Origin of the sequence: Herbaspirillum sp. DW155, from assembly GCF_037076565.1 — a bacterium.
Lineage (GTDB): Bacteria > Pseudomonadota > Gammaproteobacteria > Burkholderiales > Burkholderiaceae_D > Herbaspirillum.
Genome location: NZ_AP029028.1, coordinates 5056896 through 5076818, shown reverse-complemented (window position 1 = coordinate 5076818; position 19923 = coordinate 5056896). Strand labels below are relative to the sequence as shown.

The 19923-nt window shown below is 50.5% G+C and carries 17 protein-coding genes; 12 read left to right on the top strand and 5 right to left on the bottom strand.

Features of this window, described 5'->3' with window-relative positions:
* The first annotated feature begins 18 nt into the window (after positions 1–18).
* Positions 19–1173 carry a M20 aminoacylase family protein gene (locus AACH55_RS23150; RefSeq protein WP_338717004.1) on the top strand — a complete coding sequence of 385 codons (1155 nt, stop codon included), beginning with the start codon at positions 19–21 and terminating at the stop codon, positions 1171–1173.
* A 258-nt stretch (positions 1174–1431) separates the two neighbouring features.
* Positions 1432–1758: a helix-turn-helix transcriptional regulator gene (locus AACH55_RS23145; RefSeq protein WP_338717003.1), complete on the top strand. Its 327-nt coding sequence runs from the start codon at positions 1432–1434 to the stop codon at positions 1756–1758.
* A gap of 233 nt (positions 1759–1991) precedes the next feature.
* On the opposite strand, the gene AACH55_RS23140 is transcribed toward AACH55_RS23145, so the two are convergent.
* The 4 genes from AACH55_RS23140 to AACH55_RS23125 all read right to left on the bottom strand — a co-directional run bounded on the left by AACH55_RS23140 (position 1992) and on the right by AACH55_RS23125 (position 6868).
* Complete coding sequence (locus AACH55_RS23140) at positions 1992–2855, bottom strand: hypothetical protein (protein WP_338717002.1); 864 nt, start codon at positions 2853–2855, stop codon at positions 1992–1994.
* 88 nt (positions 2856–2943) lie between these two features.
* A complete protein-coding gene (locus AACH55_RS23135; protein ID WP_338717001.1) occupies positions 2944–4182 on the bottom strand; it encodes an HNH endonuclease in 1239 nt (412 codons plus the stop codon).
* A gap of 193 nt (positions 4183–4375) precedes the next feature.
* Positions 4376–5233, bottom strand: coding sequence for a hypothetical protein (locus AACH55_RS23130; RefSeq protein WP_338717000.1), 858 nt, complete (start codon positions 5231–5233; stop codon positions 4376–4378).
* Between the two features lie 39 nt (positions 5234–5272).
* Complete coding sequence (locus tag AACH55_RS23125; RefSeq protein ID WP_338716999.1) at positions 5273–6868, bottom strand: hypothetical protein; 1596 nt, start codon at positions 6866–6868, stop codon at positions 5273–5275.
* Positions 6869–7339: 471 nt separating this feature from the next.
* Between AACH55_RS23125 and AACH55_RS23120 the strand changes: the two genes are divergently transcribed.
* From AACH55_RS23120 to AACH55_RS23075, 10 genes are all read left to right on the top strand, one after another.
* Entirely contained in the window at positions 7340–8302 is a 963-nt protein-coding gene (locus AACH55_RS23120) for a hypothetical protein (protein WP_338716997.1), read from the top strand.
* A 60-nt stretch (positions 8303–8362) separates the two neighbouring features.
* Positions 8363–8746 carry a hypothetical protein gene (locus tag AACH55_RS23115; protein ID WP_338716996.1) on the top strand — a complete coding sequence of 128 codons (384 nt, stop codon included), beginning with the start codon at positions 8363–8365 and terminating at the stop codon, positions 8744–8746.
* Positions 8747–8748: 2 nt separating this feature from the next.
* Positions 8749–10809, top strand: coding sequence for an AAA family ATPase (locus tag AACH55_RS23110; protein ID WP_338716995.1), 2061 nt, complete (start codon positions 8749–8751; stop codon positions 10807–10809).
* 45 nt (positions 10810–10854) lie between these two features.
* Complete coding sequence (locus AACH55_RS23105; RefSeq protein ID WP_338716994.1) at positions 10855–12153, top strand: hypothetical protein; 1299 nt, start codon at positions 10855–10857, stop codon at positions 12151–12153.
* 182 nt (positions 12154–12335) lie between these two features.
* Positions 12336–13832 carry an AAA family ATPase gene (locus AACH55_RS23100; protein ID WP_338716993.1) on the top strand — a complete coding sequence of 499 codons (1497 nt, stop codon included), beginning with the start codon at positions 12336–12338 and terminating at the stop codon, positions 13830–13832.
* Positions 13802–14587 carry a putative phage abortive infection protein gene (locus AACH55_RS23095; RefSeq protein WP_338716992.1) on the top strand — a complete coding sequence of 262 codons (786 nt, stop codon included), beginning with the start codon at positions 13802–13804 and terminating at the stop codon, positions 14585–14587. Before AACH55_RS23100 ends, AACH55_RS23095 begins: the two co-directional genes overlap by 31 nt.
* Positions 14588–14711: 124 nt before the next feature.
* Positions 14712–15434 (top strand): hypothetical protein, encoded by a 723-nt coding sequence (locus AACH55_RS23090; RefSeq protein ID WP_338716991.1) that lies wholly within the window; start codon positions 14712–14714, stop codon positions 15432–15434.
* A gap of 36 nt (positions 15435–15470) precedes the next feature.
* On the top strand, positions 15471–16247 hold the full coding sequence (locus tag AACH55_RS23085) for a hypothetical protein (RefSeq protein ID WP_338716990.1): 777 nt from the start codon (positions 15471–15473) through the stop codon (positions 16245–16247).
* A gap of 105 nt (positions 16248–16352) precedes the next feature.
* A complete protein-coding gene (locus tag AACH55_RS23080; protein WP_338716989.1) occupies positions 16353–18137 on the top strand; it encodes an AAA family ATPase in 1785 nt (594 codons plus the stop codon).
* The gene (locus AACH55_RS23075) at positions 18119–19396 is read left to right on the top strand and encodes an ATP-dependent helicase (RefSeq protein ID WP_338716988.1); all 1278 of its coding nucleotides are present in this window, start codon (positions 18119–18121) and stop codon (positions 19394–19396) included. The genes AACH55_RS23080 and AACH55_RS23075 overlap by 19 nt, the downstream gene beginning before the upstream one ends.
* A gap of 145 nt (positions 19397–19541) precedes the next feature.
* Here AACH55_RS23075 and AACH55_RS23070 read toward each other — a convergent pair whose 3' ends face one another.
* Positions 19542–19922: a helix-turn-helix transcriptional regulator gene (locus tag AACH55_RS23070; protein WP_338716987.1), complete on the bottom strand. Its 381-nt coding sequence runs from the start codon at positions 19920–19922 to the stop codon at positions 19542–19544.
* Position 19923 lies beyond the last annotated feature (1 nt).

Genomic DNA, 19923 nt, shown 5'->3' with positions numbered 1-19923 from the left:
CATTTCGTAAGGCAACTTATGTCAAACAATACCCTAGTTAGCATTATGCGTGCATGCAGGCACGCCATTCACTCACATCCCGAAACCGCGTTTGAAGAACATCGAACTGCTGCGCTCATTGCCGGAAAGCTTCGTGATGCCGGTATTGAGGTGCATGAGGGAATCGGTAAGACGGGATTGGTCGCAGTTATACGGAATGGAGATGGTCCCAGTCTCGGTCTACGCGCCGATATGGATGCACTACCGGTAACGGAGGCCAACGAGTTCTCTCATCGTTCTCAAGTGGCTGGGAAGATGCATGCCTGCGGCCATGATGGACATTCATCCATGCTCTTGGGGGCGGCATTACATCTCAATGCGAACCGGAACTGGCGTGGAACCATCAATCTCATCTTCCAACCCGCGGAAGAGTCGTTTGGTGGAGGCAAGGTCATGCTGGAAGACGGACTCTTCGAGAGATTCCCGTGTGATGCGGTCTTTGGTATGCATAACTGGCCCGGTTTACCTGCTGGGACCTTTGCAATCAATCATGGGCCGATGATGGCCGCGTTGGATACATTTGAGATTGCCGTCCTTGGCAAAGGAGCCCATGCCGCGATGCCTGAGTCGGGTATAGACCCCTTGCTGATTGCCAGCCAAATTGTGGTGGCGCTCAATACCATCATCAGTCGGAAGGTCTCTCCTAATGAATCTGCAGTCTTGACGGTGACACAGATTCACGGTGGGGATGCGTGGAACGTCATCCCTGACCGCGCTGTAATTCGCGGTACGGTTCGTTGCTTCTCCGAGAAGCTGCAGAATTACATCGAAGAGCAAATTCGGAAGGTCGCTCAATCGATTGCCTGCATGAGTGGTGGCCAGGCCGAAGTGGGCTACACGAATGGATACCCGCCAACCATCAATCATCACCATGAAACAGATGTCGCTATTAAGGCTGCGCAGGAATTAGTGGGTGAAGAGAAGGTTTTATTTGACTGCGTTCCGTCAATGGCTTCAGAAGATTTCGCTTTCATGCTGAAGGCAAAGCAAGGCGCTTATATCTGGTTAGGCGTTGATGGTGAAAGCCCTAGCGCCAAGTTACATAACCCGCTATATGACTTCAATGATGATGTTCTTGAAACGGGGATGATGTACTGGGTTACTCTTGCAGAGCAATTCTGCTCTATTTCTTAGTATTTTTTGCAGGAAAATCTGGCTCTTCCATTATTCACATCTTTTCGCAGTAGATATCAAGGTGCAGTTCGTGGAGGGTTAGCAGCGTGGTGCTCAGAAACACCCCATTCAGGATGTTGAGAGCGTCGAGCATAATTCCCCCCGGAATCCTTATTTTCCTTGTTTGGTATATGAGAGAACGCCATTTTTGCGATTTCTCTACGGCAAGTCTACGTATTTCGTAGAGATTTCACAAGCACGTTCTACGAATATCGTAGGATGTCAAAAAAGACCCCATCCATAGTTTTCGGAGCACGTCTGCGCCAGGCACGCCTGCACGCGGATATTCCGCAAGACCAGCTGGGTGTGAGGATTGGTCTGGATGAAACGACCGCGAGTGCACGTATCAGTCGATATGAGACTGGTGCTCACGAGCCGCCGTTTGAGACTGCGAAGAAGATAGGCGTGGCGTTATCCGTGCCGACTGCTTTCTTTTATTGCGAAGACGATGGTTTGGCGGAGGTCGTCCGCCAGTGGGGTGCTCTTAAGAAAAAAGACCGCGAAAAAGTAAGAGCGCTACTCAAAGAGATTTCGGCCGAACGCTGATTTTCGGATTGCTCTGCTAAGTCCGTGCGCGCTGCATCCGAGGGAGGCAAGTGACCCGACTTGGCTGCCATTGGAATGGCTCCTATTTGGTCACACCCTATGTGGATAAATCCATCCGTTTCGCTAAGAGCTATGCCGTGTTGATTTGACGTGCTGTTAATGTGGCTGCGCTACGAAATCTACCGGAGAATGCAGTCGGCATCGTGCACTGGTTCCAGTGAGCAGCTAGAGTATTAACCCTCGAAAAGTCCTGGCTGAGTATGTTGCTCATGATGCTGAATGACTTTCAGGACCCTGCGTTCGGTATTGATTTTCTGCCCGACTTTGTACTGTTGGATGTGCATCTCAACCTGTAGCATGTCGCCCTTTCCGAATCGTTCGCCTTCATTCACGCGACGTACGAAGTCTTCATCTGCCATTGTGGCTGAGAAATTATTGCTGTCGCCATCGCTGAATTTCCACTTATTCCCTTCTTGGAAGTTCGGCGAAAGTAGAATGAGTGACATGGTCACCACGTTATCCGAGAGTTTTTCCTCACGAACAATTGGGACGAAATAATCAGCTTCGTCTTTTTGTACTTCTGCCAAGGCGTCGCTTGCGCCATCAATGTTCACTGAGTCAATGCCTGATTTGTGCAGGGCATCACGAACAAAGCGACCAACGGTCTCTGCCCCTTTATCGCTTAAGACGAGATTCAGGGCTTCAGTCTGAACTTGGATTACTTGGCCATTGTTATTGGTCACATTGGCCTGCATGCCTTTCTCATTGGTGTACGAAACAGCCTTTGGAGCCGCCCCTTTGAGGAATTTCCACAAAGACATTGCATCTTTGACGAGCGAGTAGACATCTTTGGCTGAGACAGTCGCCAAGAGCGTCGCTGCCGGCCCGGCGATGTCCATGACCAGATTGGTGACAAATGAGCCGTGTTCAAAGCCTGAAACTTCTGCTTTTACGTCGGTGTGGTCGCCGTACTTGGATTTCACCGCAGTGACCATGAATTCCGAAAAGGCCACCATATTGCTGGCTGCCTGGTAGACATCCATGAGGCCATTGTCTACCGCCGGCCCCTTATACCGGATTGAGATGCTGGTCTGCATCGGGCTTTCCCTCTATTTTTGTAAGGTAGGTTGCAATGTTGATACATCGGAGTTGCAATGACAAGCAAAGCACTACATCCGAACGCACTCATTTCGGAAATTCTTTGAATCGCGCTTGCAAGGCATCCCGGTTGGGCATTTCGGATGGGCTATGCGGATGTACGATTTCCCGCCCCTCCAATTGCTTGTACTCGGAGGCAAGCAGTTCTGGGGCCAGTCGCACTTTCAGCTGGCTGTCAATAAACAACAGCTTTAGGTCGAATAGTGTGTGGATATCGGCACGAAGCAGCAAGCCGTTCGTGACATCATAGTTAACCGCTTCAGAGTGCGGGCGGATGTGTGCAGCTTCAAGCAATCCTTCTACTCGGCATTTTGTAACCGCGCATTGCTTGCGATAGGCCGCCAGGAGTTTATTGCGAAACTCCGTCTGGCCCTGTCTAAGCTTGATGACGCCGAGGACATCCTGTTTCCAGGTGTCCATGTCGTTTCCGTCACTTGAGATTGAGTCCAGGAGGCCTTTAGGCTCTGAGCCTCGCACTAGAAGATATTCACCATTATCTTCGTTGTAGTTGTGAACGTACCAGGGGATTGGGTCTAGTGCGCGAAATTGGACGTGAGAGCTACCTTCGCCTTGGCGCTCTCTGTCATGTCTATCCCCACGTGCAATGATGACCGATATAGGCATCCGTCGGTCATAGGATTCTTTTACAGCTTGGTCGAATTCGTCTGCACGAACAGCTTGAATCAGACCGCGAATTCGCTGTGATTCGCTCGTCTCGGGGTTTCGTGCGTCCTCGCGTAAGAAATCGCGCAGTCCTCGCATGCTTTCAGACGTGACGATGTCATTTTCTTCGATTCTGAGGTCGTCGTGCCATAGGCAAAGTACGTACTTTTCATGCAATGACCCAAAGGACCAGTTGTAGCAGTAACGTCCGTTGGCTTTAATGGCGCCGGCCACATCGCCGTTTGCCTTTTGGTGCCATTTTTGTGTTGATATGCCCGCGACGTTTAGAAGGTCATAGATGGTTTCCTTCGTTTTTGGAGCTAAGCTGGCCAAGGTCGAAAGCAGGCTGGCGCTTTGCCGTTTGAAGGACACCTCTTGCCGGTCAAAATTCACAGACTCCTGGCGCCAGCCGGCCGATTGCCAGAGATGGGCCCAGTTATGGGTGTTTGTCGTTTGGTTCGACCACCACGCCTGATGTTTGTGCGCACTCGCCGGAAGTGTATCCCCGATAATTTCCTCGATTTCTGCAAAAGAAATCGTCACAAAATCCGCTCGTAGCCCGGCCAGATGGCGCCCTAGCGCACTATATTTCTTCTCTTTCATGCAACCCCCACAGATGCATTTGATTGTTTTTTTAAGGTATCAAGTGTACCCGCGGTGATAGTCGTTTGCTGCTGGGTCAGAAATAAGCGATGCAGATGCCTGGCTGCCAGGAGGGATGTGGGTGAAGCTGAGTCTGCATTTCTCCCTACATCTCCACCGTGCACCCGCCCGCGTGGGCACGAAAAATACGCAACTACTCCCGAAGAAGTTTAAGCATTTCAAGTGGCATCTGCGCCTTAACCTCCTCTATGAGGTCTGGGTAGACATCGAGAAGCGTGAATCTTCTCCAAGATTTGTTCAAATAGGGTATCGGGTCTGAGTTCGTCATCGTTCTCATCATCTTCCGAAAGGCAAGCCCATTGAAGCCAAGTTTGTTCATCGTAGACACCATGGTTTCTAGGCGTTGCTGACGCTTCTTGGCCGTATTCTCCTTCTCTAAGAAAGAAGCTGCTCCATCGCAGAATAGGCGTGCAGCGGTCGTGAGGTGAATTCCAATTTTTCTACCTTTGGCCTCGTGAAGCATCGCCATCATGGCCGCCCTGTAGTTTCTCTGTTCGAAAACAATTTCGTAGAATGTACGGTAAATAGCGATGCTGTCTTCCGCACTTATATCAATCGTCGGCGCAATCAGACCCATAAAGGGGGCCGATTTGTTGATATCGACAACTTTGAGGGACCAGGCCGCACGGCATGCCGCTAGGTGTATCGATAATCTCCCATGGAGTGCTTTGTTCACTGAGCGTAACAGCGTGAAGAACTCCTTCCATGGAATCATCTCTCCATTCACTTCAATCCCAGTTTTGTCGGAATGGGCATCAATATGGAAGATGACATGGCCATCTTGATGACTTGCAGCATTGTCAGTTACTTCCTTGAAGAACTTTTCGAGCTCTGACTTATTCTCGATATTTGCTTCGAAAATATCTATTTGAGTTTCAGCAGCAGCACGGCGGGCTTCAAGGTCTTCCACCAAGCGGCGAACAATTCCACGTTCCGCCTGCGGCATTTGATTGATGAAGTAGACCGCCGCGAGAATTACTTTCTTCCCCATTTATTTCCTTTCTTGAGCTAAGTTGGCGCGCGGTGGGCATCAGGCCAACTCATCGGCCTCACGCCTTGTCGGCCATGCTGTCTCTGGTATCGAAGTGCGACGCTTACGCTTCTCAATAGCCTTGTCTATCTTTTCCAACGGATGGTCGAAGAAGTGCTGCCGGAACGTTTTCTTGAGCGACGTGTTACCGGACTGCGATATGCGCTCGGCTAATTCCTCTCCGCTCACAAGCACCAGTTTGAATTTCCGAACTTCGTCCTGTTTTGCGGCAAACATCGCTTGGGCTCTTTCGCTCAACTTCCCGGTAGTCCACAATTCAGATATTTGGTCCACATCTCGCCAATCAGGGTGAGCTGCTGCTACTCGGCGAATCAATGGAATGCGGTCGTTCAGCCATCGCTCAACGTCATTGTCGGAAACAGTGCCACCAGGCTTGTATCCTTTGCATTCGATGAATCGCATGGGTTTTTTGTAGTGTGTCACTAGAACATCTACTTCGGCCTTTGCATCCATTTCGTCGCGTACGACCTGGTTCATTGAGATTTCGGTGCTGGCTTCGTTAGTGCGTACATACTCCGCGACCAGGTATTCGAAAAGAGCCCCTCGGAGATTCAGTGCTGCGCCTTCGATGTGCTTCAGATTTGTGAAAATCTCATCAAGACGCTCAAGACCGGCCGCGCTTGGATACAGGTCAGTCAATAAGCTGGTCAGCTTCTTGAGTGCCTCTGCTACCTCTTTGCCAAAAAGAGTCTCGGTCGTTGCCGCAACAATTCCTTCCGAACGTGCGAGTGCGAAGGCTTTTTGGTCAAAACCATCAGCTACAAAGAAGTACAGGCAGCGCCCTACATTTTTCAGGTTGCGTAGAGTCTTACATTTATTGATGAATGGCCGAATATGTTCTTCGCGAATGTTGGTGCCGAGTAGCACATCGCAGGCTAGAAAACCTGGCTTCGGTGCGCTTCCGTTCCATTGGAGCATTGGCGAAAGATAGGATGGACCGGTCAAATCCCAGCTGAAAGTGCCTACGCGGGGCTGCTTTCCATCTTCGTTCTCGTCTCTGATAGCCACCTTCTGGTAGCTAACAAAGCCCAGGTCCCTCGCCCAATCTCGCACTGCTCCAAGTAAAACCTCTTCGGTCCGTAGGCGCGCACGCATCTTCGCAACTTCTATTGCATCAGGTAGACGTTGATTGCCAAGTTCTATGCATTGGCCAACTCCCGGTACGTCGACCAATTGGACAAGTTTGGACGCAAGAAGTATTTCCAATATTTTGGCCGGCGCGAGATGCCCCTTTTTTGCAAGTGGTGCTCCGCACGCAATTTCGAAGTGCTTCCTGGGCATGATGCCGCGGCGTGCGAAGAGACAGGCTAGGGCGCTGCCGTGAGAAATGCTGTGCTTCAACAGGTCGCGAATGAGCGCGTCCCAAAACATGGGGGAAGCATAGTCTTTCTGGAAATAGATGAATTGGGCATTACGAGGAAACTTGACGTATGCCAATTTTTTAATGGTCTTGTTTCGTGAGACCTTCTGGCGGGCATTGACGGCCGTAACGCCGTACTTTTCCACCAAGGTGGCGACAAGCGTCGTGCTGACGCAAGGCCCGTGCATCGCAAGAGCGTGTTCTACGATATCCATCAGAATTCCCCTAACACCTGTCACACGGCGCCATTGATAATCGGATGTCACACTACGCTATTTACAACAATTAACTACGTGGCTGGGCGCAGTTGAAGAGGGAGTGTGCTTTTATGACAGTAACACGCGGGTTTCAGGCCGATGAAATCACTCAAAACGGCAGGGCTTGTCACAGTCGACTTCATTTAGTCCTCCAGCCGGCCACTTTTAGCAGCAAAGCAGATAGCATTTAATTGTCAAAATGATATTTATTTGTCATTTTTGCCAATGACCGATTCTTGACCAGGTGCAACTTTTTACACCAAATGGTTAAATAAAAATACATATTTTCACGTAACATTAACAGCTGAAAATGCAAGTAACTCGACTCACAAAGACTGCGGCACGGGAATGCCGCGTGGGGGATGGTGCTGGCTGACCGTTCAGGTCTCGGCACCGGTATTCAGCCTGGGGGCCCTTCATCATGGAGTGATGAACGGTCAAAGCGCTGCATTGCAAGGGGAGCATCGGTTGATTCGCACTGTGTATGGCGACTTTGATGGCACCAGTTGGGAGCGTCATTGCCAAGCCGCTTTTAAAATCAAATATGGGGATGAGTACCAGCCCATGCCTGCCTCCTCTCCAGGAGACTTTGGCATTGAAGGCTGGACTTCTGACGGCACGGTATTCCAGTGCTATTGCCCTGAAAAAGAATATACGCGCGACGAGCTGTACGAAGCGATTCGCGACAAGATTACTACCGACATACCCAAGCTCAAGAAGAACGAAGTCGAACTGACTAAGCGGCTTGGAATCCAGATTAAACGGTGGATTTTTGTCACGCCAATTGTGGATGATAATGATTTGCACGTTCATGCTCGCAAGAAGGAAATCGAGGCGAAAGCCTGGGGTATTCCGCTTCTGCATGCTGATTTCGACATCAAGTTGCAAGATGCTGGCTTCTATGCAAACGAGTTTGAGCAATGCCGCCGCACTGATGGCGTCGGTCTTCAAATTGGCCCCATCCTGCCCAAGGAAGACGTTCTTCCAGGGCTGCCGCGGGAATATCTGAGCCTGATTGAAAGAAAGAACAGGGTTCTTCTGAAATCCAGGTCTAGCTCGCCGACATTCGATAACGAGCTGGCGGAACTCAATCAGATTACTGAATCTGAATTCCTTCAATGCGACGATAACCTCGCTGAGATTGAGCGCGCTTCGCCTCAAGCATATCGAAAGCTCTATCACGTCATCGGCCAGTACGGCAACGAGATGAAGAAGAAGCAGCTGCGCTGGAACGGTCAGCCCAACGAGCTAGTAGAAAAAATCCGAGAAGAGCTCAGCCAGCGAATCGCGCTGGAACTGGGCGGTGCTATTTCGCATAACAGTGTTCAACGGACTGTGGACCTTCTCATCTCACGGTGGCTGGCTGTTTGCCAGCTCGACGTAAGGGAATAAGCCATGTTCTCGTTTGAATTCACGATACGGCCATCATCAGTCCTTCCGGACCATAGGCCAATGTACAAGATTACCCAGATTCTTCTGGTTCTCCACCTGGCGTCGCGCGCTAAGCAATCGAGTCTCATCAGGTTGCAGCTATTTAACTGGGTCTTGAAGGATGCAGAGCGTCAGAAGAAGCTGCTTGCTGCTTCTCAGGAAAATCAAATTAGCTTTCCAGCATGGGGTGTTGACCCAACCCTTAACAAGGCACTTGCTTTCGCGAAGGCAGATGGCCTGATTGACCCTGTAGCTCAAGGCTTCAAGTTATCAATGTTGGGACAGAAGTTCTGCGCGCGCGTCATCAAGGAAGGTCTGTTTGAAGAGGACCGAGCATTCTTAGAAACCATCGGGATATCTGTGACCCAGAAGATGGTTGATGCAATAGTGAACAGGTGGGGGTGAGAGTGTTTATTCGAGCAGTCCAAATAAAAATCAATAGTGCGGGAAGCACCTACGGCTTTGAATGCAAGTTCGATAGCGGCCTGAACATCATCAAGGGGAATAACTCCTCCGGAAAAAGTACATTCGTAAACACGCTGCTCTATGGCTTGGGCCTTGAGGAGCTTGTCGGCGCCAAGGGCGAGAAGACCTTGACGTCCGCGGTCCGCGATGAATTCACAATCAGCGGGCGTAAGCACAAGATTGACGAATCGGCCGTCCTTGTCGAAGTCTCGAACAAGGAGGGGAAAGTCGTAACGTTCCGGCGCCCGTTGAAGAACGAGAAGAAGTCGACGAAGCTCGTTGAGGTCTTCGAATGCTCCATGCTTCGCGAGCCACCAGCAGAACTTCCGAAGCCGAAGGCGCTTTACCTCCATGATTCGGGTGCGGCGAAGTACGAAGAGGGATATCTCCGTTATCTCGAGACGTTCCTGGGCATGGAATTGCCGCGAGTACAGTCCTCAACTGGGGACCTGGTTCATCTCTATCCTCAAGTGGTCGCCGCTGCACTCTTCATCGAACAGAAGCGTGGCTGGACTGACTACATTGCGAACATTCCGTTCTACAAAATTCTCGGCGCGCCAACTCGCGTCGTTCAGTACCTGCTTGGCCTTGATAACTTTGCTTTAGAAGAGAAGAAGGCAATTACTGAGGCTGAAATCTCGAAGATTCAGACATCTTGGGGCTATGCATATCATGACCTTCAGAGCTTTGCCCAGCCTCTAGGAATCTCCGTCAGAAATATTCCAAGGTTGCTGACGTCAGATTTCCAGCGAGGCGATGCGTCGCTGTGGATGAAAATCAACGGCGAAGAGAAGCCGCTGTCCAACGTCACTATCCTAAAACGAGATGAGTGGCACGCATTGGAAGACAAGAAGTCGGAAGGAACTACGTCTTCGTCGCCGGAGACGGTGCAATTGCTTAATGCAGAGACTGCAAAATTGGAGGCGTTGACTAGGCGATATGAGCGGGTATCGGCCGAGGCAAGGCTGCGTAACTCCAGTCTTACTGAGTTCAGGCAGCTGCTGGAGCAGGCCGAGTCGGACATCCGAAAGAACAAGACGACACGGAAGCTCCTTCAGTTGGGGGCTGAGGACGATTTGAGTATCGCGGAATCCAGGTGCCCGACTTGTAATTCGCCGGTGTCCGATACCTTGATGCAGGAGATTGAAGGCATTGAGTCGATGGACTTGCAGGCAAACATCGATTACCTGGAGGCGCAGATTAGTATGCTGCGCCGGCAGATTGCTGGCCTTGATTTCTCTTACCAGGAAAGCCTCACTACTCAGCGCCAGCTGGAAGTGTCGATTGTCGAACAGCGTGAGTACGTCGTGGCACTCCGGAACTCAATTGTCAAATCCGACAATACGCTTGAGGCCGATATCCGCAAGCAGCTGATGTTGGAACGCGAGATTAACAACTACATCGCGGCCGAGAATCGTCTCTCAAAATTTCTCGAACGCGCTTCGGGCCTACTGGAGCGTTTGCTTGAGGCCGAGAAGGCTAAGAAGGATATGCCTAGCGACCTGTATTCGGCCTCAGATAGAACGAAGATTCGATTACTTGAGCAGAATTTCCGGGCTAACGCACAATCCTTCAACTACGCTAGTGTGGATGTAAGGGAAGTGACTATTCACCCTGGTACGCTGATGCCGGCGTTGGGAGACCTCACGTTGCGGGAGATTCTCCTGAAGAGCGCTCACTCTGAATCGTCCGCGAGTGACTTCGTTCGTCTGATTTGGGCATTTTTGATTGCTATTTATCAGACCTCAGCGACGCGCCAGTACGGAGGTAATCATCCTGGCATCTTGCTGTTCGATGAGCCAGGGCAGCACTCGATGAGTCAGGATAGTCAGAAGGGACTCGTTCAGACTTTCAGCGGTACGTCTGCTCTGCAGAGTATTGTTGCAGCGTCGTTTGATGAGAGCCCAGCAGTTTTCGCCGCAGTAACGCACGGAAGTAAATTTCATCTCATCGAATTGCCAGAGAAAATTATTCAGCCCCTCGAACACGATGGCGCTTTGTGAATTCGTTAGTTTTTCTAGTTGTTTTTATCTAGCTGGAGATTAAGCGTGGTCGCAACTTCGAAGGTCGAAAGTCTCAAGAAATATCTCGTCGAGAACCCTAAAAGAGTTTGGGGAGAAAACGCCCCCGTTCCGATTTTCGCAGATATGTCCAAGCCTGAGTTAGAGGGGCAAAAGGAATTTCTTCGATTGGGTACCTCTATTTGTAATTGGTTTAGTCGGTCCCTTCAGGATAAATACCGGCTTCCAATTGAGTTTCTAGTTTTGGAGCGACCTCAACCCAACGCATGGGCGGTATGGCCAGGTACATATTATGGGGTTTTGCTGACGACCAGTTTGATTGAAAACATGCAGTCTGTTTGCGGTCAAGTGATTAGATTTCTTAAGAGCGCAGAGAATTCGTCAGAGAAATTTTTTCTCAAAACGGCTTGGGACGCGCTCCCACATAATGAAGAGAGCTACGAAAGCTACGGCGGTTTGTTAGCGCATATTGCATTCACATTCATCGTGAACCATGAGTTGGCACATGTAGGGCTTGGTCACGAGAGGGCATTCGCGCTCAAGAGGGAAAATGAGCAGGTCAGCGCAGATATGTTTGTGTCAGAAGAATGCATCGGGGAAATCTACGATGTGGCAGCTGCCGTGGGGGATTCGAAATTAAAGAATTGGGAATATTTTCAGGCATTGGAGGTGGATGCCGATATCAATGGGCTAGTGAATACGCGCTTCCTGGTTTTTTACTTGAAATCACAGTTTGAGAATAAGGGCCTCCAAGAGGCCGGCAGCATGGGCCCTGTTTGGAACGCCGTACTAACCAATGACTATGCAAGAGAGCTGGCAATTTCAATCGGTGTAGCTATAGGGCTTTTTTGCCTGCGGCCTAGGATTGAAAAGGCGAAATCGGGCCTATTGGAAGGGCGAACACATCCGCCGCTGCCAACACGGTTAATGCTGCTGCAACACATGAACAATAGATTTTCGGGGCCTAGTACGAGCGACGTTCGAGGCGACTCGATATTGGTCGCGTCGGCACTGTTTATGATGCTGAGTCAGGCGGAGTCTTTGTTGCAATGTGGTGTTTCGTCGGTGCAGCAGGAGGCGACTGCCAACAACACAAATAGAGTAGTGGATGATGCACTTCGACTGTTTGGTACTCAGGAGGCACTGGCTCGATATGACGTAATCGGTGCCCACTTTAAGAAACTGCAACCAGTGATGCAAGAGCTTCGAAAAATAACCATGCCATGGACAAGAGTGAACTTAGATGAATGCTTCAAATGGGAAGAATCTGAGGATGTTGGTGCATTGAAAACCAATAAATCTGGTGCTAAGAGAACAGAACGTTAACGGTCTGAAATGTTGGTGAAATGAGAAATGTGTCTGCATATGCGGGCACATTTTTTTTCCACTGCACTGTAAGCAGTTAAGCGGAATGTTGTGTAAAGTGAACCGCTATATGTGACCGGTATTGTGGGGGTAAAAACTGGGCGCACGTCGCAACAAAATTCCAATATCGCGAGGGAAGTCGAATGAGAATTGCGTCGCTAGCTATCACCAACTTTCGTGGCATTAAGTCAGCTCATATCCTTTTTCGCAAACACACGGTGCTTGTGGGTGCCAACAATACTGGGAAAAGCACCATCATTGAGGCCCTCACGCTGCTATTTGGCCGAGACAAGCTGATTCGAGAGCTCACCGAACACGATTTCTTCGGGTCTTCGCCAGCGCCAGTTGACCGTATCAAATTGGTCGCTACCATCACCGACTTCGATGGGAACACTCCGGAAAAGAACACCGATTGGTTTCGTGAAGGACGTGGAGTACCGAAATGGCTTGATGAAAAGACTGGGAACGTGTCCCCAGTCCCAACGAAGGTGTTCACGCAACTGTGCTGCCAGGTGGCTGTCCAGGCTTATTTTGACAGTGACTCCTTGTCGGTGGAGATGTTGCGTTACTTTCACGACCATGACAATCCAATCGACCCCTTCGCTATCGACTCACCGGTTCAAGTTCAAGGAAAACTTATTCAGCAGTTTGGTTTTTTCCTGGTTCGAGCGAATCGGAGCTGGGACAAAGTGCTTTCATGGGGAAGCGAATTGTTTCGGCGGACAGTCAGGGCCGCAGCGGCACAACCCGCAGTCGCCATATTGGCTGAACGGGACCGATTGAGAAAGCCTGACAGCCCAATCGAAGATGATGAGCAAATCGCTCAGCTAGTTGCGAATGTAAATAAGCAACTAGGAAAATTCATTGAACGCTCCCCCGCGTTGAATCTGCGTCTAACCAATACCGACAGCCGTTCAGTTCTCGATGCTGTCGTCGCGCACTTCTCCGTAAATGAGGGGCATAGCGTACCTGCCGCGCGCCAGGGAAGTGGCCTGATTTCACTCCAAGGCCTGATGTTGCTATTGGAGCTGGGGCGTCTCAGGGCGGAATCTGGAGAGGGCTTCGTAATGGCGTTGGAAGAGCCAGAGATACATATACCTCCGTCTAGTCAGCAGCAGCTGGTGCATCGAGTTCAGGCTCTCTCAACTCAGACCTTCATAACCACTCATTCGCCATCTGTTGCCGCACTAGCAGACCCGACGTCTGTTCTTCTGTTGCACAATGAAGATGGAATCCTCACTGCGGAGCCGTTTCTTCAAGAGACGCTTCCGAACACTGCACCGGCGTGGCAGCGAAAGCTATTTCAAATGATGCGTGTTGAGGTAATGACTAGCTTGATGCACCCACACGTCATCGTTCCTGAAGGCCGTGCGGACTACTATCTTCTACGAACGATATTGCGCTCTGTTGTTCTAGGTGATGGGTGGATAGCTGAAGAGTCACCTACGTTCGGGCTGGAAATTGGTGTTGTTCCTACTGAGGATGCCAAGGTCATTGAAACATACGGAGCGCTATCCAGATTGCACGGGGCAGTGTGCTGTCTGGTAGACGGTGACGGGGCGACGCGAGAAAGCAGGCACTGGAGAGCGGGGAGGCCAACGCTAAGCAAATGTTCGAAACCACGTTCTTCAACATGTTGAATCTGCAAAGCGCTACGGTTGGGCAGTTGCGATTTTCACCAGCGAGAGTTCATATCGATGGTGAGGCCAGCCTTACCGAGCTATCCCGTTATCTTCACGGCTCGCAAGAGGAAAGAGGTCGCTCAGTTTTCGGAGTTGTTCTCCAGGCGATGAAAGAGAAATCCGAGGGCTCTGAGTCGCGAGTACCAATCCGACCAAAGAGACAGCGCATTGCTTTGGAGCGGGGTGATACTCCTAAGAAATCGCCTCCGACCGCAGCTCGGGTCTACCAGGAAATACAAGAAAAACACAACTATGTGCTTGGCCACTATTTCAGAAACCTGTACCAGGTTCTTGCCTATATCCATGCCAGCGCACCGGTCGAAGTTGACCGAGGAAATGAACTGGCGCCGTCGCCAAAGAGATATTCGAACATCCTTCGTGCTCAGCTATCGTCTGATGAACTGGTAGCTCTTTATTTCAATTGCCAAGGCACGTTGGTTGATGATGGTACCTTCAGGGGATATCTCATTGAATACGAGATGCTTGAACATATGCCACTTGAGTATGACAAAGAGCGCAACGCATTGTTGGTGAAGGCCTACGCCTTTACGGCCGATATTTTGGAATATGCGGTCGTCAGTCCTAGTGGCTCCATTAGGAGTGCGTTTGGAAAAAATCCGGACGTACTTGAATTTCTGGAAGTCAATCCTGGTGTTGTGACACAGACCCAAATGCCTGGGCGATGGGACCGGTTGAAGCGGCAAGAAGCCTAGGATTTTCATTTTCACCAGCCAAATATATCGTCGAGAAATTCAGTGGCAGCATTCCCTAAACGTGGTTATCTTCGCGCGCTTTATACTTCTCGCTTCAAGTTAAAAACAGTAATTGTGGGGGTATATGCGGAAGAAAAACATTCCAGGACTTCAGCGGTTGCGGGAAGAATCCGAGCGTAAGCGGCGGGAGACAGATACGCATGGTCGAGGCTTCCTTGCCTGGTGCAAGCGTAGGTGGGTCTATATCACCAGTGTGTTGGCTGGTTTAGGCGGCGTTATTGCATTTGTTTTGACCCAGGGTCCAACAGCGTTGACCAATGCACAGATGCTTCCAGGAAAAATAAAGGAGACGGTCAGCATGGCGCGTAGCTGGTATTACGATGATGCGAAATGGACAGGTGCCTGGTCGGACATGGTCGAAGGAGTCATTGGTGGCCCAGAGCTAAGCCGAAACGAAGTGTATTTAACCCTTGATGTCCAACAAGGAATTGCTTCAGGGACAATTTCCACAAAAGAAATTTGTCGCGTCCTGCCGTTTATGTTTGTGCAGTTTAAAGGAGAAATAATCTCGGGGCAGCTCTATGCAAAAGCATACGACTGGATTGACGGAAAAGAAGAATCGATGTTTTCATTCCGTATGCACAACGGAGTGATTACTGCGCTTGTTGACCCATTACGATTCCTTCCTGATAAGGCTGTTCTGGACAAAGAGATGGGCAAAGTTGGGAATGGGGAATACGCTGAAGCAAAAATGTCGGGCCTTGAGTGCAAATATCAGTCTGAGCTGAAGCTCCAGCGCTTCCTCGAGCATCTGGATAGCAAGAAAATTGACAAGGTAACTCCCTAGCGCGGAGTCCGGTGCTTTCGTGGTTGGGGAAAGATATTGAAAACAAAAATCAAAGAATACTTCCTGAGCAGGGTTCTGTTCAGATATACCAAAAGGCCTTCGCCTCTCCAAATTCCACTGAATTCGCCGGCAAACGATGACCGGAACTACTACACCGTGCGGCTACGCTGGGAGACGCCGGGTGTAATGCTTGTTGGTGGATTCGATGGTGAAACTGTGTATGGGAGACGTTTCGAAAATGACGAGAACATCCTTGACGCTACGATTTCTCTCGAGGAAGCTGCCGCGGCAGACGTTGAGATTGTTTTCTATTACCGCAGGTTTCAATTTACTTCTCAAAACCCGATAGCATTTGAGATTATGCGTGGTTTGCAGTTTCATCGAATAACTGCTGACTGGTCTTATTTCGTGCAGTGGTTCTATAACAAGAAATCGCTAGCAACAGTTGAACGTTTTGATTTGCTCCGACTGATGATTGACCGGACCATCGAGCGGCCAGATATTGTCTTTCATCCGGTATATCTGGCAGGAGACCAAAGTCGACGGGCCATCTTTCATCCGGGATTCGCTCGTACCACTGCGTACTACAAGCTTTTGCTTAATTCTTTGGTAGCGGACGGTCTCGTTGAGAAAGTTAATAATGAGTACAAAATCACCCCTCAGGCTTTCGGTGCCTTGAGCGAATACGAGGATGAAAAGCGCCGGCACACCAGTGCAAATCGGTTGCAGTTTTGGGTGGCATTTTTCGGTATCGTGTCAGCTATCGGAACGTTGGCACAGGCATGGCCAATCATTAAAGGGTGGTTATCGTAAGGAGCAAGGAACGCGTGTTTGAGCCGACAGTTGTCGTTTAGCTATATCGTTCTAGTGGCTACTACCCGAAATGCATCAGAAAGCAAACATAGCGAGGACTGCCGAATGCGAATTGCATCACTGGAGATTACTAATTTTAGGGGCGTGAGGGAGGCACACATTGTTTTTCAAAAACACACGGTACTTGTGGGCGCGAATAACACTGGAAAAAGTACCGTTATCGAAGCACTTACTCTCCTCTTTGGGCGAGATAAGTTGATTCGTGAGCTTAGCGAACATGACTTTTACGGTTCTAATCCTAAGCCCGCAGACCGGATTAAGCTCGTCGCGACTATTTCCGATTTCGAGGGAAACCACCCTGAGCGGAATTCAGATTGGTTTCGCGAGGGGCGCGGCGTTCCGAAGTGGCTCAATGAGAAGACGGGTGCCGTTTCCGCCGTGGAAACCAAGGAATTCACAAAGCTGTGTTGCCAGATAGCTGTCCAAGCTTATTTCGATAGCGATTCACTGTCCGTGGAAATGTTCCGGTACTTCCATGACCACGACAATCCGATTGACCCATTTGCTCTCGATTCACCCGTTCCGGTTCCGGGAAAACTGATTCAGCAGTTTGGTTTCTTCCTTGTTAGAGCAAATCGCAGCTGGGACAGAGTTCTCTCATGGGGAAGTGAGCTGTTTCGGCGGACAGTGAATGCTGCTGGCGCCCAGCCAGCAGCCGCAATATTGGCTGAAAGAGACAGGCTGCGTACGCCGAATAATCCTATTGAAGACGATTCCGAGATTGCCCAACTGGTCTCGAACGTCAATGCTCAACTAGCGAAGTTTATAGAGCGCTCCCCCGCACTGAATTTACGACTAACCAACACGGACAGTCGCTCGGTCCTTGAGACCGTTGTTGCGCATTTCGCGGTAAAGGACGGGCATAGCGTACCGGCCGCGCGACAAGGTAGTGGTTTGATTTCGCTGCAAGGGGTGATGCTGTTACTGGAACTGGGGCGCCTTCGAGCAGAGTCTGGAGAGGGATTCGTAATGGCTCTTGAAGAACCCGAGATTCATATCCCGCCTTCAAGTCAGCAGCAATTGGTTCATAGAGTGCAGGCGCTATCCACACAAACCTTCATAACCACTCACTCTCCCTCGGTCGCTGCGTTGGCCGACCCGACGTCGGTTCTGTTGCTGCGTAATGAAAACGGCAACATGCTCGCGGAGCCATTTCTCCATGAGGCTTTGCCGAACACGGCGCCGGCATGGCAGCGAAAGTTATTTCAGATAATGCGCGTCGAGGTAATGACTAGCCTGATGCACCCTCATATCATCGTTCCCGAGGGACGCGCTGACTACTACTTATTGCGTACAATTCTGCGGGCGGTCGTTCTGGGTGATGGATGGAATTCTGAGGAATCGCCAGTCTTTGGTCTAGAAATTGGCGTCGTTCCCACTGAAGATGCGAAAGTCATCCTGACCTACCAGGCACTCTCTCGATTACATGGAGCGGTGTGTTGCTTGGTTGACGGTGATGCTGCTGGTAATGATTATGTGAAGAGTCTATTGGCCGAGAAGACTCGGCCGAAAGCCATTATTCAGTGGGACGCCGGGGCCATGATTGAGGATGTCGTTGGGTGGATTTTGGAGGCTGCCGAGAGAGACGCGTGGGCTGAGTTGAGAGACACATCTAATCCGCCGTCAACAGATGTTGTTCAGTTAGTTGCCTATCTTAAGGCGCACAAGGTCGACATCGTCGCCTATGAAACTATAGCAAGCGTAATTGGGCGCCATCGGGGATGTCGAGAAAGGGCGGTAGGCCTATTCACGGGGCTTGCTGCTACGTGTAATGGTCAGGAGAACGAACACTTCAAGCTCAATGGGGATGTATGGACATTCCAGCGGTAAGCATGCGCGTATTTTCGGGCGGTGCCGGATTCGGTAAGACCTTCCATGTAATGCAAGCGCTTGAGGAGTACCTGCAGGTCAATCCCCTTAAGGACGGGCAGAAGGTTCTTGCTTTGACCTACATGCATGGTTCAAGAAGGCGTTTGCACGGACGCTTGGAAGAGAATAAGGGCCTCGCCGGCCGCTTTGAGTGCGTTGTTTTGGATGGCCTCGCAGGCCGTGTCGTTCTGCGATGGCAAGCTCTGCTATTGAAAATGGGACGCAGTGTTCCAGCAGTTGGCGACTTCAATAATATGTGCGAGGCAGCGGCACTTCTGCTTCGAGATGAAGTAGTGTGTCGATGGATGGCGGCCACATATCCAGTTCTTATTCTGGATGAGGCACAGGATTTGGATATTTCCCGCTTGGCGATTATTCAAGCCTTGTCTGTCTACATTAACGTCATTGCTGCCGCTGACGAATTCCAGTGTCTTGATGACAAGTTGCGTCCAAACAAGGCCTTCGAATGGCTTGAGTCGGCAACAGAAGTTGAGTGGCTGACGAAACTACAGAGAACGAAATCCGGGGAGTTGCTCGGCGCCGCAGCAGCCATTCGGAATGGTGTGGCACCGGTAAGCGGAAAGGAATTTCGAATCCTATTGGCACCAAGAACGCGGACGGCAGGGAGTTTTCTCGCCAATCAGCTAGCTTGGTACGGAAGGGCAAAGACTACTGCAATTATCACAACGGCAGTGCGTGGTTTTGCGACGAGTGTATGTACATGGGTGGCAGAGAACAAGGCCGACAAGACGGGTACGGGGCCATTCTTTATTCCCTGGGAGGTTTCAGAGTCTAAGGCTGCCGAGGTATATCTTGGTGCCTTGAAATTGCCAGCTGCGGCAGGCGCGCAAGCCTTCATTGAGTATATTAAAGCAGCTGGAGATGACCGGACTTTGAAGGACGTGTGCGATTGGTTCGATATACAGAGGCGTGCACTTGGTGTCACGGAATTCCAAAAGGACGTGGTGATTGAAGTAATTGAGCGTTCATTTTCGAGTAGGCGGCATGCCTCGCCAAAGGGACGGTCGCGGGTTGCGCTAACCGTACATGGTGCAAAGAATCGTGAGTTTGATAACGTAGTAGTTCTATGGTCGGCGGCAACTGTAGGTGATGCGGACCATCAGCGTCGGTTGCTGTATAACGCCGTTACTCGAGCGAGAGAGCGCTGCCTGGTGTTGGTTCACTTGCCCCAGGCAATGAGAAGTCCACCGTTCGCTTGATGTTGCCTGAGTGCGTCCGTAATTAAGGCCATTTTTTGTGGTCTACTTCGACCATTGGCCGGAGGATTTCCTTCTATCTTTGTTTTGCTTGTAGTTAGCAAGCATTAGTGCACTTTTCGCCCCAACCGCGCCCGACCCTAAGCCATCAGCTTGCCTCCTGGTTTCCGTTGGCATCCATTGACGTTATATCCGAACTCTTTCGTTTGCTTGCATTCACTGTCACGCGTTTTTGAGTTCTTGTCTCGTGAATATGCAAGCCAATACGAATTCGAGAGCGCTTATCAAACAACTCACTGAATGTCGCTCCTGGCGACAGAGCTTCAAGGTAGCAGATGATGTGCCCAAAGGAGACGCCGGCATCGCCATTCTCAATTCGATAGATGGTGTTTCTCGATAGGCCGGCAAGGCGCGCGGCATCATCCTGGCGCAACTGGTGGGCATGCCTTATCCGGGCAAGCATCTCCCCAACCTCGGCCATCTGTAGTGCCGCGGTTGTGGATGAAGATGCTTGCGAATGTCGTGTCACC